Origin of the sequence: Pseudoalteromonas sp. PAR1, from assembly GCF_947311895.1 — a bacterium.
Lineage (GTDB): Bacteria > Pseudomonadota > Gammaproteobacteria > Enterobacterales > Alteromonadaceae > Pseudoalteromonas > Pseudoalteromonas lipolytica_C.
In genome coordinates this window covers 86,265-104,408 of record NZ_CAMZMY010000015.1, presented here as the reverse complement: position 1 = coordinate 104,408, position 18,144 = coordinate 86,265, and the positions used below count along the sequence as shown (strand labels likewise).

The 18,144-nt window shown below is 41.5% G+C and carries 12 protein-coding genes; 5 read left to right on the top strand and 7 right to left on the bottom strand.

What is annotated here, in order from left to right:
- Positions 1 to 73 precede the first annotated feature (73 nt).
- The 4 genes from QL229_RS13645 (at position 74) to QL229_RS13630 (ending at position 4,706) form a co-directional block, all read left to right on the top strand.
- Positions 74 to 1,252, top strand: a complete 1,179-nt coding sequence (locus tag QL229_RS13645; protein WP_135922703.1) for a response regulator — start codon at positions 74 to 76, stop codon at positions 1,250 to 1,252.
- Between the two features lie 43 nt (positions 1,253 to 1,295).
- Positions 1,296 to 2,051 (top strand): class I SAM-dependent methyltransferase, encoded by a 756-nt coding sequence (locus QL229_RS13640; RefSeq protein ID WP_135922702.1) that lies wholly within the window; start codon positions 1,296 to 1,298, stop codon positions 2,049 to 2,051.
- Positions 2,052 to 2,200: 149 nt separating this feature from the next.
- Positions 2,201 to 4,126 (top strand): methyl-accepting chemotaxis protein, encoded by a 1,926-nt coding sequence (locus QL229_RS13635; protein WP_281547072.1) that lies wholly within the window; start codon positions 2,201 to 2,203, stop codon positions 4,124 to 4,126.
- A gap of 106 nt (positions 4,127 to 4,232) precedes the next feature.
- Positions 4,233 to 4,706: a peroxiredoxin gene (locus QL229_RS13630; RefSeq protein WP_063529354.1), complete on the top strand. Its 474-nt coding sequence runs from the start codon at positions 4,233 to 4,235 to the stop codon at positions 4,704 to 4,706.
- An 85-nt stretch (positions 4,707 to 4,791) separates the two neighbouring features.
- Here the strand turns inward: QL229_RS13630 and QL229_RS13625 are convergent, their stop codons facing one another.
- On the bottom strand, positions 4,792 to 6,921 hold the full coding sequence (locus QL229_RS13625; protein ID WP_135922699.1) for a S8 family peptidase: 2,130 nt from the start codon (positions 6,919 to 6,921) through the stop codon (positions 4,792 to 4,794).
- Between the two features lie 323 nt (positions 6,922 to 7,244).
- Here QL229_RS13625 and QL229_RS13620 point away from each other — a divergent pair, with 323 nt between their 5' ends.
- Positions 7,245 to 8,429 (top strand): NAD(P)/FAD-dependent oxidoreductase, encoded by a 1,185-nt coding sequence (locus QL229_RS13620; protein ID WP_281547071.1) that lies wholly within the window; start codon positions 7,245 to 7,247, stop codon positions 8,427 to 8,429.
- 168 nt (positions 8,430 to 8,597) lie between these two features.
- Here QL229_RS13620 and QL229_RS13615 read toward each other — a convergent pair whose 3' ends face one another.
- The 6 genes from QL229_RS13615 to slmA form a co-directional block, all read right to left on the bottom strand.
- Positions 8,598 to 9,647 carry a PD-(D/E)XK nuclease family protein gene (locus QL229_RS13615; protein ID WP_135922697.1) on the bottom strand — a complete coding sequence of 350 codons (1,050 nt, stop codon included), beginning with the start codon at positions 9,645 to 9,647 and terminating at the stop codon, positions 8,598 to 8,600.
- A gap of 14 nt (positions 9,648 to 9,661) precedes the next feature.
- The gene (locus QL229_RS13610; RefSeq protein WP_135922696.1) at positions 9,662 to 10,027 is read right to left on the bottom strand and encodes a hypothetical protein; all 366 of its coding nucleotides are present in this window, start codon (positions 10,025 to 10,027) and stop codon (positions 9,662 to 9,664) included.
- A gap of 228 nt (positions 10,028 to 10,255) precedes the next feature.
- Complete coding sequence (locus QL229_RS13605; RefSeq protein WP_281547070.1) at positions 10,256 to 11,956, bottom strand: diguanylate cyclase; 1,701 nt, start codon at positions 11,954 to 11,956, stop codon at positions 10,256 to 10,258.
- A gap of 128 nt (positions 11,957 to 12,084) precedes the next feature.
- Positions 12,085 to 14,298, bottom strand: a complete 2,214-nt coding sequence (gene katG, locus QL229_RS13600) for a catalase/peroxidase HPI (protein WP_199527337.1) — start codon at positions 14,296 to 14,298, stop codon at positions 12,085 to 12,087.
- A 189-nt stretch (positions 14,299 to 14,487) separates the two neighbouring features.
- The gene (locus tag QL229_RS13595; protein ID WP_281547069.1) at positions 14,488 to 17,250 is read right to left on the bottom strand and encodes a prolyl oligopeptidase family serine peptidase; all 2,763 of its coding nucleotides are present in this window, start codon (positions 17,248 to 17,250) and stop codon (positions 14,488 to 14,490) included.
- A 233-nt stretch (positions 17,251 to 17,483) separates the two neighbouring features.
- Positions 17,484 to 18,071: a nucleoid occlusion factor SlmA gene (gene slmA, locus QL229_RS13590; RefSeq protein WP_063699831.1), complete on the bottom strand. Its 588-nt coding sequence runs from the start codon at positions 18,069 to 18,071 to the stop codon at positions 17,484 to 17,486.
- Positions 18,072 to 18,144: the final 73 nt, after the last annotated feature.

The following is an 18,144-nucleotide window of genomic DNA, read 5'->3' as shown; positions in this document are numbered from 1 at the left end:
TTTTTATTAATATTTCTTCGCAAAATCACACGCTCGTACTATCCTTCTAAAAAAGAGTATATAGGAATTAAGCATGTCTAAACTGGTATTAGCCATTGATGATGATAAATACGTGCATCATGTGATCGAAGAATCGCTCGCGGGCTTTTGCACACTGCTCCATGCTAAAAATGGTGATGAAGGGTTAAGACAAGCAATAAAACATAATCCAGACATAATATTGCTCGATATAGAGATGCCCGGAAAAACTGGGTTTGAGGTTTGTAATGAGTTAAAAGCAAACCCTGAAACCAAAGATATTCCAGTGATGTTTTTGTCAGGTAAATCAGACTTACCAGACCGTGTTAAAGGGTATAACGCAGGTGCTGCTGACTACATTGTAAAACCATTTAATGCCGAAGAGCTTATGGCACGTATTCGCGTGTTATATCAGTATCGCCAACACTCGAAAAAGCTTAAAAGTGATGTTGAGCGAGCGCAGATCACCGCCGAAATTGCAATGACAGATTCAGGTGATATGGGGCGCATCATGCGTTACGTCGGGCAAAGCTATCATGCACATGATATTAAAGCCTTATCTGAGTATATGTTCGAATTTTTTAACCCCATGGAGCTCGATGTTGTTTTGGCGTTTTGGTATCAAGATGTTGGCGTGTTTTGTAGTGCTAAAGGTGGCGTATGCCCACTTGAACAAGAGTTATTAGAGCAACACCGAGAGTCAAATCGCTTTGTCGACTTTAGTCATCGCACCATCATTAACTACCCAAAAGTATCGATGTTAGTTAAAAACATGCCCTTGGATGATGCACAGCTTTATGGCCGCTACAAAGATTTGTTTCCGCATATTTTGGAAGTGACTAATGCGAAAGTGCAAGATATGGAAATAAACGAGCGAGCATTGACGCAGGCAAACCAAATAGGCAATGCTTTTAACGAGCTCTCTGAACAAATGCATCAAAACAGTGACTCTCGAGAGCATGCCGTTAAACAGCTAACAGTTCAGCTTGCTGAATTGAACCAATTAGTCGAACATAATGAGCAGTTAAATAGCAGCGATGTGGCTTTGTATTTACAGCAATTGCAGCAAACTCAGCAGTTATTTACCTCTTTAAACGACGATTTAACTCACATTAAACATCAGCTTAATCATATTATCGAATCGCGTAGTGAGTTATTGGTAAACTTACAAAAAATGGCTGAGCCTAGTCATACTGAAGATATCACTTCACAAACGGATATCGAGCTATTTTAAGCCATGCTATACTGGCGCCGAATAAAATAGCTCGGAGTTATACGTGGTAATTCATTGTCCTTTTAAAGAAATGCGTCCTTATTTAGATGCCATAGAGCAACGTTTTGGTTTAGCCAAGTGGGCTGAGCTTAATGCGGGCTTTTCGCTTCATTATGACGATCAGGGCTTGAGTTTGAAAAAAAAGGATGAGCCAAAGCTTGGTGCTATTCATGTTGATTTTGTAACGGGTGCTGCAGCTCATCGACGCAAGTTTGGTGGTGGTAAAGGGCAGGCAATAGCTAAGGCTGTAGGGTTAAACAAAGGTGCCACGCCAGTGGTGCTTGATGCCACTGCAGGCCTTGGCCGCGATGGCTTTGTACTGGCATCACTAGGCTGTAAAGTGATTTTGCATGAGCGCCACCCAGTGGTAGCTGCACTATTATTTGACGGCCTAGAACGCGCCTATAACGATGCTGAAATTGGCCCTTGGATGAAAGAAAACATGAGCCTAGTGTTTGGCTCAAGCCATACTTTACTAGCGCAGTGTAGTGATACACCTGATGTTGTGTACTTAGATCCTATGTTTCCTCATCGTGAAAAATCAGCCCTAGTTAAAAAAGAAATGCGAGTATTCCAAGAGCTTGTTGGCGGAGATAGCGATGCCGATGATCTATTAGAATTTGCTTATCCGCTTGCTAGTAAGCGAGTAGTTGTGAAGCGCCCTGATTACGCCCCATTTCTAAATGACAAAACCCCGAGTATGCAAATCAAAACCAAGAAGAACCGCTTTGATGTATACGTAAAAGCTGCAATGGTCTGATACCATCCGCAATATTAAGCGAATTGGTATTTATTTAACCCTTTTGGGTTAGTTGTTATCGCTTTTACCTGTTATTTTTTACGGTTTACATCAAACTGTCATAAAAGGTTAATATTCTACGCGCGTAACGTTACTTGGGAATATCGTTTATGCGCGTGTCATCATTTACTCGGCTATTGGCCGTTTTACTCACACTCGCCAGTATCTTACTGGCAGCCACTCTGTTCTGGTCAAGCCAAACATTAATAGGAATAGAGCAGCAAGATAACGCTTATAACAAGCTTAAAAACACCATCATAATTGATTTAAAAAGTTACCTAGATGACTATTTAGAACAAGGTGACAGCCAGTACTTAACTAAAGCCTCAGCACTGATTAGTGAGATTAAAGCACAGCAATTAGCTGGACTTCCCAATGAGTTAGCAGCAACACTGAATACGCAACTCACTGAATTAGATAAAGACATTAATGGTAAATATCGCGCTTTGGGCAAGTTGTCTGGTAACGAAATGGCTTTACTTGATAACTCGATAAGACAAATGGCCGGTTCTGCCTCATCGTTAATTGGTTATGCTAAGAAAGCAGAGCCGCAAACAGCGCTTGCACTTGAGTATTACCAACTTGCCGCTGACTATTACAGCGAAGTCACATCACTTGCTTTGTATACTTATAAGTTGGTTCTTAACTATGATCAAGATACTAAAAGTAGCCTTACGCAAACAGTTACAACACTGAACACACTCGCAGATAAAATCGACAGCCTTGATAACCTAGGTGTTATGAGTGAAGTTGAAGAAGATGCTTTGTTTTTTGGTGAAGAAGCTGAAGATTTAGCGGGTGATATTAAAGCAGAGCTAAGTAGCTGGCCTAAACGTTTTCCCCGTGACTTGGCATCTACTCTTGAACAAGCTGAGCAACGTCAAACGGGTATGCAAGCATTACGCGAACAAATCGGTGCGTTATCTGTAACCGTGCTCGGTGCTGAGCAAAAGCTAAAAGACGAACAAAGCAATCTTAAACAGCAAGTATTTATCGTGTTTTGTGTCGCTATTGGCATGCTTGTAGTGTTGGCGGGTGGTGTGTATTTTGTGCAGCGTAACCAAGTGCTTAATCCACTGCGTCAATTGCGTGATGGTTTTGCCTTCTTGATTGAAAGTAATGAACTTAAAAATATTGAGAGTAAAAACCCGAAAACCGAGGTAGGCGAAATTGCCAGTTACTTTAATCAATTAATAGAGCGTCAACGTGCTGAGGCTGAAGAGCGAGCACAAATGCTTAAGGTTATTAATGACTTTATGCTAGAAATGAGCGAGCACTTACATACCATAGCCCAGCAAACCGATGCCAGCCATTCTCAGGTAGAGCAAAACCAAGATTTACTGAGCGATATTCAACATATAGGTGAGCAAGTAAATAACATTAATAGCCAAGTCGCTGATAATGCTAAACAGACTTTTAATGCGATGGAGCAGAGCCTTGGTTTTGCCGACAGTATGTTAACGGCGAGCTCTCACACAGAGCAGCGAGTTGAACAAGGTCTTGAGAGTTTAAAAGAGTTATTAAAAGGGGTCGATGATGTTGGTCAAGTCATTGAAGTAATTAAAAACATTGCTGAACAAACCAACTTATTGGCGTTAAATGCGGCGATTGAATCGGCGCGTGCTGGTGAGCATGGTAGGGGTTTTGCGGTAGTCGCCGACGAAGTACGAAAGCTGGCTAGACAAACACAAGGCTCGCTTGATGATATTAACAACCAACTTAATCGCTTGAGTGAAAATTCAACGATGGTTTCAGAGCAAATTAGCGCACTGGCTAATGATGCTGAGCTGCAAACACAAAATGCTCAAGAACTTAAACGTAACTCAGAAGGCGTAGCCGGCAACGCGCAAGATGCCAATAAAGTAGCGTTTGATGCCATGGAGCTGGCTAAACAGCAAAATGCCTTACTCGAAAACTTTAGCCAATCAATGCAAAGCATGAAAGGGCAGGTAGGTGAGTCAAACTCATTAGTTAGTGATATTCAGCATCGCCTACAAGAGCAAATGCATACCATTAAAGCCAGCTTAGGTTTATAACTCTTCAAAGGGCGAGCAATGTAGTGCATTGTTTGCCTTTAAATCATGCGGTATTCAATTTTTTGGGTATATACTCTGTATTCTTATTTTATTTCAAGGAATCACGATGATCGAACAAGGCCAAACTTTACCTGCGGCAACCCTTAGCGAATTAACCAGTGAAGGCATGCAAACTTTATCAACAGAGGCACTATTTGCCGATAAAAAAGTGGTGCTATTTGCTGTGCCAGGTGCATTTACACCAACCTGCTCAAATGCTCACTTACCAGAGTTTATTACTTTAGCTGATAAAATTACCGCAAAAGGCGTTGATGCAATTTACTGTGTATCTGTAAACGATGCATTTGTAATGAAAGCATGGGGTGAAGCTCATAATGCTGAGCATATTCGTATGCTTGCTGATGGTGATGCAAGTTTTACCAAAGCACTTGGTTTAGATAAAGACACAGCTGGCTTTGGTGGTGTACGTTCAAAGCGTTATGCGATGATTGTTGAAAACCAAACGGTAACAGGTCTGTTTGTTGAACAAGACAAAGAGTTTGTAGTAAGCCGCGCTGAAGCTGTGCTCGAAAAGCTTTAATAGCAATTCGTTTTATTGATATAAGTACAAAAAAGCCGGACGTGAGTCCGGCTAAAAGTCCCTGGGGGTAAGGGGAGATCAACTATTAAGGTTGATACTGTGCATCCAATGTCAGACCTGAGAAGGTTTTGTATGCATTTAAGCTTAAATGCCAAGTACCTGCTTGTGGGTTACTGAATGTACATGTTTCTGCGTTACCGTTTTTGTACGGACGACAGTCATAGCTTGAAGTAGTTGGTTGGCTACCAAACTTAACAAATAAATCAGCATCGCCAGAACCACCAGACGTTGTTACTGTGAAGCTTGCCATACCTGCTGGCACGTCAATCGTGTAGTGTTTCCATTGACCTGCACTTGCAGAAATATCAGTTACTGTACCACCACCAGCTTGCGGTGCACCTGTGCCAGTACCTGAAGTTGTTAAATCGCCCACTAAGCTAACACCTGAATAAGCAGAGTAGCCGTTAAGCATGACATGATAAGTACCCGCAGTTGGGTTATCGATAGAACATACTTCGTTATTACCGCCTTCATACGGACGACAATCATAAGTTGATGTTGTTGGAGCGCTACCGGCACGAACGTAAAGGTCAGCATCACCTGTTCCACCACTCATAGTGAAAGTTACATTCGTTGCGCCTGCTGGTACTTCCATTGTGTAGAATGTTTGGCTGCTAGCTGAACCACTTAAACCAGTGAGTGCTTGGCCATCTTCTAACACGTTACCTGTTGGTGGTGGCGGTGTTGTGCCTGATGCTGCTGCAACAGCAGCTGCCGCATCAACAATACCTGTACCACAGCTAGTACATGTTGCTGGGAATGAACGCGTTGTTGATTTTAAGATGTTTTCGATTTCATCTGGTGTTGCTGATGGTTTCGCTTGTTTAATTAGCGCCGCTACACCCGCAACATGAGGTGCCGCCATCGACGTACCTTGCGAGTAGTGATATGAATCGCTGCTTGGGCCAGTAGATCCTGAGTTGTGTGTTGATAAAACACCTTCAGAGTCATTAGCAAAGCTTTGTGCGCCACCTGGTGCTGCAACATCGATGTTGCTACCATAGTTTGAGTAGTAAGCACGTCCACCGTCACGACCTACAGATGCAACGTTTACAACGCCATTACAGTTACCTGGGTTGTAGTTCGCAGAGTTATCGTTATCGTTACCTGCAGCAATTACGATCACAGAACCGTTGTTACGAGCTTGGTTAATGGCACTTTGCGTTGTTGAGCTACATGAGCCGCTACCACCTAAGCTCATGTTGATAACATCAGCAGGATTAGCATTCGCTGGTACGCCTGATACAGAACCACCTGAAGCCCAGATAATACCGTCAGCGATATCAGACGTTAAACCACCACATTTACCAAGTACACGAACAGGAACTACTTTCGCATCGTATGCAACACCGGCAACACCTTCTCCATTGTTAGTCACTGCTGCAACCGTACCTGCAACGTGAGTACCGTGCCAACTAGAGCTTTGTGCACTATGTGTGTAACCACATTCGTTAGCGCTGATTGCATCACCCGGATCGCGTGCATCGCTATCACGACCACCGCCGTCATTTGCTACAGACAGATTAGAGATCATGTCGTAACCCGGTAAAATATTGGCATTAAGGTCAACATGCGGACGGTAACCTGTATCGAGTACCGCTACAACTACACCACTACCTGTTGCTGTGTCCCAAGCGGTAGGTAGGTTTAAACCACCCGCTTGCTCGTAGTAGTGCCATTGGTCGTTATAACGAGGGTCGTTAGGTGTTGCGAATGGCTTTAACATTTGGTCGATTTCGATGTATTCAACATTACCTGTTGCAACCATCTCTTGCATGAACTCTTGCGCTTCTTCAGCAGAAAGTTTTTTATCAGCACGCATTACGTGGTGATTACTCATCGCCATAGCACGAACATATTGGGCTTTTACTTTGCCTTTTTTACTGGTGAAGTTTTTAACAAAGCCTTGAGCTTTTTTGTTCATCATAGTTGGCGATTGTTCTGCTGCCGACATCGTCATCATTTCATCACTGTTGTTTTTATACTTAATGATGAACTGCGTACCAAAGCCGTCTTGACCTTGTAGTTTTGCTGCCGTTTCCTGCATCGATGGTGTCATAAGTTGGTTTGGAGTCGCCATTGCTGCCGTCGTCCCAAACAACGCAGTCAAACTCAGTGCAATTGCGCACTTTTTCAAGTTGTTGTTAGTTGTCATAATGATCCCTAGATTGTTATGTTAATCTCCACGATATTTTTCGCGAAGGGGGACAAAGGTAAAATAAATGTAAATTAAGTTAAAATATCGTTTTATTATGTTTGTCTCTATTTTGGTTATAACTAAATGTATAGATGGCTAAATGGTGCTTTTTTCGTGTTTTTTTCGTTCTTTTCTAATTAAAAAGTTTTAATTTTTAGATTTTGAGTTTTTACTTTATTTCGTTTTTTGGTTTTATCTTTTTTGTAAAAACACCTCACAGTTAACACCTCATGTAAAATAACTTGTTATAATCAGCTAAATTTTTTTAGTGAGTATGAGTAATGACCCAAGTAGATGTAATTGTGATAGGCGCTGGCGCTGCAGGTTTGATGTGTGCTGCACAAGCAGGCTACCGTGGTCGCAATGTTACTGTGCTTGATATGGGCAAAAAGCCGGGCCGTAAAATATTAATTAGCGGCGGCGGACGTTGTAACTTCACTAATGAAAATGCAAGCCCAGACAACTACTTGTGTGGTAATCCTCACTTTGTAAAATCGTGTTTAAGCCGATACACCCAGCATGACTTTATTGAGCTGGTGGACCGTCACGGCTTGGCTTATCATCATAAAACACTGGGTCAGTTATTTTGTGATAACAGCGCGCAAGATATCGTCGATATTCTTCTAACTGAGTGCGAGTGGGCGGGGGTTAACATTACTCTGCGTAACGAAGTACTCAGCGTGACTAAAACCGATGCGGGTTATGAAGTTATTACCGAACAAGACAGCTATCAATGTGAGTCGTTAGTTGTCGCATCGGGCGGATTAACCATGCCTAAGCTTGGTGCATCGCCAATTGGTTATAAAATTGCTGAGCAATTTGGTTTAACTGTGCTGCCAACCATGGCGGCATTAGTGCCATTTACTTTGCATCAGCATGATAAAGATCGCTTTGACGGGTTATCGGGGATCAGTATTCCTTGTCAGGTTACCAGTGAAGATGGCACCCAGTTTAAAGAAAACATCTTGTTTACTCACCGCGGCCTTTCGGGCCCAGCGATTTTGCAAATCAGCTCATTCTGGCGTGCAGGGCAAACGGTGTATATTAACTTGTTACCAGAGCTTGATTTAAAACAGCAGTTCGAAGATTGGCGTCAAAGCCAAGGTCAAAAGTCATTAAAAAATACCCTTGCGACAATTTTACCAAAACGCTTTGTTGAAATGCTGCACGACAGCAAAGCAATTCCTGATTGCAATGTAAACCAACTAACCCATGCGCAAATCGACGCGTTACATGATTACATTCACAATTGGCAAATTAAACCCAACGGCACAGAGGGTTATAGAACAGCCGAAGTAACGCTTGGCGGTGTAGACACCGACGAGTTAAGCTCAAAAACCTTTGAAGCTAAAAAGTCACCGGGCCTTTATTTCATCGGCGAAGTCACCGACGTAACCGGCTGGCTAGGCGGCTACAACTTCCAATACGCCTGGAGCTGCGGCTTTGCAGCAGGGCAGTATTGTTGATTGAAGTTGCTAGTTGTTAGTTTTTAGGAGCTAGGAATTAGCTTAGCAAGTGTTTGTAGGTCGTGCTCTAGCGCGTTTTTTTATGACGCCATAAATGGCGACCTACATTACTGAAATCTAAGTTTTGGCTAATAAATAATCAAAGCATAATCACAATATAGTCTCTATTTATGTTTTCATCTCAGCTCTTTCTTGCGACTCTAATAACATGCTGAACCTTTTTAATAAGCTGGCAGCTATCGTAGATAAATCTTGATGAAGGCAAAACTCTTCAAGTATGTATCTAGAATCTTTATAGCCCTGCTGAGTTCCTTTTAATGGTATGGTATTAAAAAGGAACGTTAAATATTTCTTTGATTCAGCATCTCTACCGAATAGTTGTAATTGCCAGCCGCTAGGAGCTATAAACAAATCAAAGGCTATTTTGTAGGAGAAAAACTCAAAGTCATGAACAAGACAGGATTTAGAGTATATCCATTGCCTTTTGCATTGAGGCGGTTTTTCAATTTTTTGTTGTAGCTCAACGACTTTATTATTGAGTTTGGCTAAGAATTTATTTCTTTCTCCAAGTAGTGCTTCTATTTTTTCAAAGTTATCTAGAAAAAACTGATCATTTTCGTCAATTTTCATTTTGCTTCCAGCTAGTCCTTCAATGCTATTCATAAAATCTAGTAAGTAAAAGTACCACTTGTTTTTTGTGATTTGATAATGAGACATGCGTCTTCTTATCTCAGTAAATAGTTCTTCATAAGTGACGTTTACAAAACCATCACTTGGTTGCTCTTTTTTTATACTTAATACTATTTTCACTATCTCTAGATTATTCGGTTGAGCCCATTTTTTGAGCGCATAACTGTAGTCATTTAAATCATTATTAAGATGATGGAAAATTTTATTTTCTATACCTATTAGTAAGTTGTCAGTTTCAATTAATAAGTCTAACCGCTTTTGATTGAATGTAGATTCTTCGCGACTAACTAGAACATTTTTTAGATTCCTATCCTCAATGGCAACTTTGTTAAGAATGGAACTTAGAAGTAAATCTTGTAAACCATGTTCATTGTGAGGATTAAGATAAAATGCGAGTACATTACTTGCCACATTTTCATAGTGAGGGTAGCCAGATATATCGAAAATACTCATTTCTAGCTGACTTTTTGGCAGTTCCTCAAACTCGCTGAGTAATCTTTTGAAGTCAGCAGGTGTGTAAGTAGACATAAAACTAATTCCCTTTAAATATTCTTAAAGCATTTATAGTGAGGGTCGGTTAAAAATATTGTTTTAACCTCAAACAAAGAAAATGCATGCTTAATTTTTTTTACTATGTGCTTTTTAAATAGCTTTCTATCTAAGTATATATATGTAACTAATTCGTTGAAATTATATATGACCCTGCCTCTTGGGAAGTTGTAGTAATCGCTCTCGCTCAGATAGATATCAAATTGTTCAAAGATTAAGTTTTCTTCCCATTCTTCATGGTGTAAAAAGGGACTGTCAATTAGGCCCAAGGTGTCTACTTCTAAATTAGCTGTATTAATAGCTTTATAAATTAGCGTATTTTCAACATACCAAAATATTCCCACTTTGTTTTTAATCATAAGACTCTCCTGTTAAAGGTCCCATCAAAACTCGATTTGATGGCACTTAGAACCCTTTATGGAGCTAAAATGTAGGATGTCTTATGTCATATTTATTTAAAGTTAGAGTAATATCTAATGGCAGAATAAAGGGGGCTGCATAATGAAAATAGTTATAAGGACTGTCTCGCTAAAACTTGGCGCCATAAATGGCGACCTACATAATACCGCTTACCGATTTTTTCTCCCCTAAGCCGCTACTTCAACACAATTACGGCCATTACTCTTCGCTTTATACAATGCTTTGTCGGCAATGGTGAGTGTTTCTTTTATAGTAGTTGCGGCATGGGCTACGCTGTGAACACCAATGCTCACTGTAAATTTAACTGTTTGCGTATCATCAACATTAATAATGGTTTCTTGTGCTTGTTTGCGAATTCGTTCGGCAACCTGCTTGGCATCTTCAAGGTTACAATTAAGCAGTAATACAAACTCTTCACCGCCGTAGCGACAGGCTATATCCCCTTTGCGCTGCTTTGCTGTAAGTATATTGGCAAACTCAATAATAACTTTGTCACCAATATCGTGCCCATAGGTATCGTTTATATTTTTGAAATGATCGAGATCGGCAATCAGTAAAGATAATGGCTGATTATTTGTGGCTGTTGCTGCAATTAACTCTTCACTTTTTCTATCGAAGTAGCGACGATTAAACAGGCCTGTCATTGGATCTGTGTCGACTAAGCGAGTGAGCTCTTTTTGCTGCGCTTTTACTTTTTCAAGTGTTTTAATTCGGTATGAGAGAATAAACGCCATCATTAAAGCTTCGAGTAAAATGCCTATTCCCACGCCATGACTATTGATCACGTTAGCATCACTGATCCCTTTGTAATAAAGCACTGCCAACATATTGAAAATGACAAACATAGAGTGACCAAGTAAAAAGTATTTTGCTAGTGGGTTTCCTTTGCGCCATAGCGAAATAGATACCCCGAATGTCACCGTCATCATAAGTGCGGCTAAGCTACTAGCTGGCTTTAATGCGCCAACGATATCGAATAAGCTGTAGATAAAGTCGCCAACAAGCAACAATAATATAATTGAAAGGGCAATATGCTCTTTAGGGTAATGTTTCTTGGTCTCGAAAATGAGCATTACAAAGATCACCAAAAAGCTTGGCATACTGAGTAAGTTTGAGTTTAGTTGGAAAAGCTCTGCACTAAATACACCAAAAAAATTTGCCGCTACACCGTAAGATAACGCCACCCATACGGTGCCTGAAATCAAGTATAGGGCGTATACGATGTTCTCGATTTTTCGGGCCGATAAATACAAGAAAAAGTTATATATCATTAGCGCAAGCATCATTCCAACGAGTAGCGCAATGTAATTACCGTTACCGACTAATGCACGTTTAGAGTGCTCTTCGTCATATATATTAAGAGTAAACCACTGGTGTGAGTAAGTTACAGATTTCACATAAAGGATTTTTTGCTGAGCTGGTGCTAAAGCAAACGAAAAAACGGCACTCCCGCCAAACATATTGGCTTTTACCCCAGATTTATCTAAATAAACATCTGTTTGATTAATGAGTTGCCCATTGTGGGTTTCGTAAAATCCCACCTCTTCTAGATGGTAAGCATCGGGGTTGTGAACAAATAAACGTAAGCTATCGCTATAGTTATTTTTGATGATTATTTTTGACCAGGTCGTTTTTGCGTTAGTACCTAAAGTGAGCTCATTTTTACTGTTGATAAAATTTTCACTTTGTATCTCAGTGAATGGAGTATTGCCTTGCTTATCGATGAAATAGCTCATGTTGAATTGCGTAAGATTAACGCTGCGCTCGTTAATAGAGATTACAGAGTTAGCCTGATCCGCATAGCTGTTTTCTGTCACAATTAAGCATAGTAAATAGAAAACAATGAGCTGTGATAAGCGTGCAATCATCCTTAATGCCTACATCTTGATATTAATAATAAAGTGTTATTTTTAACTTAAAACACAGGATTGTCGAGCGAATTTTATCCAAAATAAAAAAGCCGCTATACTTAGCGGCTTTGTTGGTTGCGAAAATATTAACGTAGGTCGAAACGATCTAGCGTCATTACTTTAGTCCACGCTGCTACGAAGTCATCAACAAACTTCTGTTTAGCATCGTCAGAGGCATACACTTCAGCAATTGAACGTAGCTCTGAGTTTGAACCGAAGATTAAATCTACTGGTGTTGCTGTCCACTTAAGTTTGCCTGACTTACGGTCACGGCCTTCGTAAACACCTTCCTCAGAAGACTTAGACCACTTCGTTGACATATCTAATAGGTTAACGAAGAAATCGTTGCTTAATGTGCCAGGTTTTTTCGTGAATACACCGTGTTTAGTTTGGTCAGTATTCGCGTTAAGGGCGCGCATACCACCAAGTAGTGCAGTCATTTCTGGTACTGATAAGCTTAGTAAATCAGCGCGCTCAACTAACATTTCAGCAGGTGATTTCCATGCTGAGCTGTAGTAGTTACGGAATGCATCTGCCGTTGGCTCAAGTACTTCGAATGATTCAACGTCAGTCATTTCTAATGACGCGTCCATACGACCTGGCTTGAATGGTACTGTGATAGAGAAACCTGCGTCGCTTGCTGCTTTTTCGATTGCAGCCGCACCACCAAGAACAATCATATCTGCTAGTGAAATTTCTTTACCGTCAGATGCTTTTTTGTTGAACTTAGTTTGGATTTTCTCAAGTTTGCTCAGTACTTTAGCCACTTCTTTCGGATTATTTACCGGCCAATCTTTTTGCGGAGCAAAACGAATACGTGCACCGTTTGCACCACCACGCATATCTGTGTCGCGGTAGCTTGCTGCTGACGCCCAAGCAACACGCACGAGTTCAGATACAGATAAACCAGAATCTAAGATGCTTGCTTTAAGTGACGCGATATCTTTGCTGTCTACTAGTTTGTGGTCAACCGCAGGGATGTAGTCTTGCCAAATTAATACTTCTTCTGGCACTAAGTCACCTAGGTAACGAGCACGTGGGCCCATGTCACGGTGGTTTAGTTTGAACCATGCTTTAGCAAATGCCAGTTCGAACTCTTTCGGATCGTTTAAGAAACGCTCTGAAATCTTACGGAACTCAGGGTCTGCTTTTAACGCGATATCAGTTGTGAACATGATAGGCGCATGACGCTTACCTTTGATGTGTGCATCTGGCACTAGGTTAGATGCTTGACCATTTTCAGGGATCCACTGAGTTGCGCCTGCTGGGCTCTTCGTTTTAACCCACTCAAAGCTGAATAAGTTTTGTAGGTAGTTGATTGACCAACGTGTTGGTGTCACTGTCCATGCGCCTTCAAGACCTGAAGTAACGGTATCTTCTGAGTGACCTTTACCACATTTGTTTTTCCAACCTAAACCTTGTTCTTCGATAGCCGCAGCTGCAGGCTCTTTGTCTAAGCAGGTCGCTTTTTTCGCACCGTGTGCTTTACCAAAGCTGTGACCACCGGCGATAAGTGCAACGATTTCTTCATCGTTCATTGCCATGCGGCCGAATGATAAACGAATGTCTTCTGCTGCTAGCAGTGGATCAGGGTTACCGTGAGGGCCTTCTGGGTTTACATAAATTAAGCCCATCTCAACTGCCGCTAATGGGCCTTTAAGTTTGCCTTTTTTGTCACGACGTTCGTCAGTTAGCATTTTGCCTTCAGGGCCCCAGTATACGTAATCTGGCTCCCAATCGTCTTCACGACCACCGGCATAACCGAAGGTTTTGAAGCCCATTGATTCAAGCGCAACGTTACCTGTTAACGCCATTAAGTCAGCCCAAGAAATGCTGCGACCGTATTTTTGTTTTACAGGCCAAAGTAAGCGACGCGCTTTATCAAGGTTCGCGTTATCAGGCCAGCTGTTTAGTGGGTCGAAACGTTGTTGACCACCGCCTGCGCCACCACGACCATCAAAAGTACGGTACGTACCTGATGCGTGCCACGCCATACGGATGAAGAATGGACCATAGTGACCGTAGTCAGCAGGCCACCAATCTTGAGAATCAGTCAATACTTTCTCAATATCGGCTTTCACTGCGTTTAGGTCTAACTTTAAAAATTCTTTTTTGTAATCAAAGTAAGGACCCATTGGGTTTGATTCTGCGCCATGGGCACGAAGTTGGCTAAGATCTAATTGTTCTGGCCACCAGAATTGGTTTGATTTGATGTCGTTAGTCGCTTGTACGCCTGTTGCTACGAGTAAAGATACTGCAACAGCGACTTTCGACAACGCTGACGTTGATTTTTTAAACATTGTGTAGTCTCCAGTTAGAAGTTGGATGAAATATAGAGTTGTTCTGATTAACTTTCCACTTACAAACCGGGGTTTAAATCGATTGATAAAATCGAAAAAACAGATTGTTTGATTGATTTTATAGAACAAAGCCAGCAAAAATGCTGGCTCTGGGGGAGGTGTGCTTTAAGCTGAAAATCAGCTTGTTGCTTATTCTTCAATAAAAGGGATGCCGTTTTTGATCCAATCAGCAGCTGGCTTGCCTTTTAAGTAATGATCAAAGTATTCCATCATGCGCACCGAGAAATCCACTTGATTAGGGAACTTCTTCAAGTGATGTGGTTCACCTTCGTATTGTAAGAAGGTGGCATCTTTACCTGCGCGACGAAGCGCTAGATAGTACTGAACCCCTTCGTGCCAAGGCACAGCGTCATCTTTGTCACCAAACATAATCAGGATTGGGGTATTCACTTTGTCGGCAAAGAAAACGGGTGAGTTTTCGATGTACAGCTCTGGCGCTTCGAATAAGGTTTTACCAATGCGGCTTTGCCCTGTTTCGTATTGGAATTGACGCGCAAGGCCTGATTTTAAGCGAATACCGCTATACGCACTGGTCATGTTAGATACTGGCGCACCCGATACAACCGCCTTAAACATATCTGTTTGCGTGATCATAAAGGCACTTTGATAGCCTGCCCATGAGTGACCTTGTAAACCAATTTTGTCTGGATCAGCAATGCCTAAATCAATTAACTTTTGAGTGGCGTTGATCATCGTTTGGGTTGACGATTTGCCCGGATGACCAATTTCAAAACGGATATCAGGTAAGAAAATCGCATAGCCATTTGAGGTAAACATCGGGAAGTTAGGGCGATGATTTAGCTCCATTTTCGGGAAGTCATACATGCGTTGGCTCATATAGCGGTAGAAGTACACAACCACCGGAACCTTATCGCCTTTTTTGTAGCCCGCTGGCTTGATTAATACGCCTTGTAAATCTTCACCATCAAACCCTTTGTAACTAATAAGCTCAGGTTTTTCACCCCATGCAAAGTTGCTAATTTGTGGGTTTAGGTTGGTAACACGCTGTGGCTTTTTAAAGCTAAAGTCAGTTTGGTAGTAATCAGGGAATTGCTGATATGTTTGCGCTGTAAATAGGTATTTGTCGGCATTTTTTGCCTTTTTCACCACATCATAGCGCTTTTTACCCGATAGTACTTTGCTTACTTTATTGCTTGCTAAGTCAAGCTTGGCAATTTCAGTTTGCTTATCTTGCAGGTTGGTTGCGCTTAGCAATAATGTTTCGTCTTTGGCAAAGCCCACTTGGTCTTTATCTAGTTTAATAACACGATATTGGGTATTGGTTTCTTTACCTTGGGTTAGGCGCGTTGCCTTTTGTGTTGCGACATCAAAAGCCCAAATATCAAATTTGCTGTAAACCAGTACTTGGCTGCTGTCGTTTAACCAGCCCGCAAAACCATAACCCGGTTGAGGCGATGGATAGTCATGCTTATCATCGGCAAAAATAGCATTAATTGCTTTAGATAACGTTGAAACCTTGTTGTTACCTAAATCTTTTAGCTGAACTTGGCTGTCTTGGAAAAATGCTGCAAATTGGCCATTTGGCGCAAGGCTTGGTCTAAACGGATAGTCGCTGATGATAGCGGTTTGTTTACCAGTTTTAACATCCACGCTGAAGTAATCTGCGTAAAAACCGCCATACATAACACGTTCTAGGTAAGGTAGGTCTGAGTAACCTAATAGAGCTTCGCGATGAGTATTAAGCGAAACCTCTGGCATGTTTGGCGTGCTTAACTGCACAACGTGCTGACCATTTACATGATATACCGCTTGGTAGTGGCGCAGCTTATTGGCTTTGTTCCATTGCTGCTCTTCGCGTGGTTTTATTTCAGCGTCTTTGTTGTGCCAAACGTTTAGGCCTTTTTGGTCGCGAATGGTATCGAAATCATATAAAGAGGCTTCATCTTTGTATTCTTTTAAGGCAACTTTTGCAGCGAGTTTAGGGTGGTTTTCAAAGTATAAACGAGCGCCATCTTCAGACCATGTTAATGATGCTGTTTTGCCGATAGTCCAGCTGCTATCTGTAGAGTTAATGGTTGAAAGTGCGCCGTTTTGTAAAAGCTGTAAGCTGTGGTCGCGTCGGCGTGTATCATCATTAACGTAATTACCAACTAACAGCGCTGCGGTATTACTGTTTGGTTGCCATGCAATTTTATTTGCAACCACACCTGGCTCATCAATCAACACGCTAGTTGCAAAGCCATTATTAAGGTCAACTAACACTACTTGGTTGTCGGCACCATCACTGTAGCTTTGGCTTGCTAATAATTGCTCGCCAGTACTGCTCATCGCATAACTAAATACATTATTTACAGTGTGAGTGGTTTTGTCTTGTAGGTTAACAAGCACTAAATCAAAGCTTTTGTCTTTTTTGTCTGGCTTGATTTCGCTGCTGTTTTCGTCTTTTTCTTGGTCGTCTTTTTTATCTGCTTTTTCTGCTTTCTTATCGAGTCGGTAAGCAAGCCATACACCATCATCCGATAACGCGTAGTCTTTTACATCGTTAAACGTTTGTTGCTCGCCATTTTTAGTATTCACTAAAACTAGGTTATTTTTTAGCTCATCTTTTTTCTTGGTGGTTTCTTTTTCAAGCAGGGTAGGTACCTGAGTAAAAGCCACCCAGTTTGCTGCTTTATTAATAGTAGGGCGAGTACCGCGCTCAACGCTGGCAAGCAGGGTGTTATTGTTTAATGTATAAACCTGACCTTGTGCATTACCGCGATATGGGTCAGCACTAAAGGTAAGAATTTGGCCATCTTCAGAAAGTTGGGTGCCTTTTGCGTATTTAAAATCAAACACGTCTTTAAATTGCAGAGCTTCTTTCGCACTAACTTGTGCACTACCAAGGCTTGTCACCAAGGCTAAGCTCAAAAGTGATAATTGCGCTTTCATTCATCTTTCTCGTTGTTTTTAAAATGATGCACCCAGTGTAGCGTTTTAAATTAACAATTCGAGTAGATACGATAAGTGGCGTGTTTGGGGAGTTGGACGGGGAAGTTTCAAGGGAAAAGTTACAAGGGGAAAGTTACAAGGGGAAAGTTACAAGGGGAAAGTTACAAGGGGAAAGTTACAAGGGGAAAGTTAGAAAGCAACTCGTTAACTTTACTCTTTCCCCTAACAACTCACTACAACCAAATCTTTTGTAACTCTGGCCATTGTTTTTCAAATTGTGCACTTGGTTTTGCTTTAAAGTCGCTGCGCACGAATTGATTCATCTTACCTTCTACGTAGGCGAGTAAGAAGTTGGCTAGGGTGGTTTCGTCTGATTGAAATGCTTTGCCTTCGCGCAGTTTGCGCTCGCGTAGCACTTGCTTGAACTGAGTTTCTAGCTTTTCAAATAGGCCTTGTACACGCTCACGTAAACGCTCTTGTTCACCTTGCAAGGCATCACCGGTCAAAATGCGGGTAATACCCGGGTTTTTCTCAGCAAAGGCTAATAATAGCAGTAAAATATTGTACACACGTGTTTGGCTTTCTTTCTCATTTTCTAAAATGAGGTTAATGCGTGATAACAGGGTATCTTCAATAAACTCGATTAGGCCCTCAAACATCCGTGCTTTACTCGGAAAATGACGATACAACGCAGCTTCAGACACACCTACCTCAGCTGCTAGTTTTGCAGTTGTGATACGTTGACCTGGGCTGGTTTCTAACATTTGTGCGAGTGCTTGCAGAATCTGCTCTTTGCGATTACTTCTTTTTGTCGCAGGCATGACCATTCCTTTCTTATAATTTATTACTTGCGCTCTTAGGAGTCAGACAAGCCATTTTTTGTGCAAATGAGAG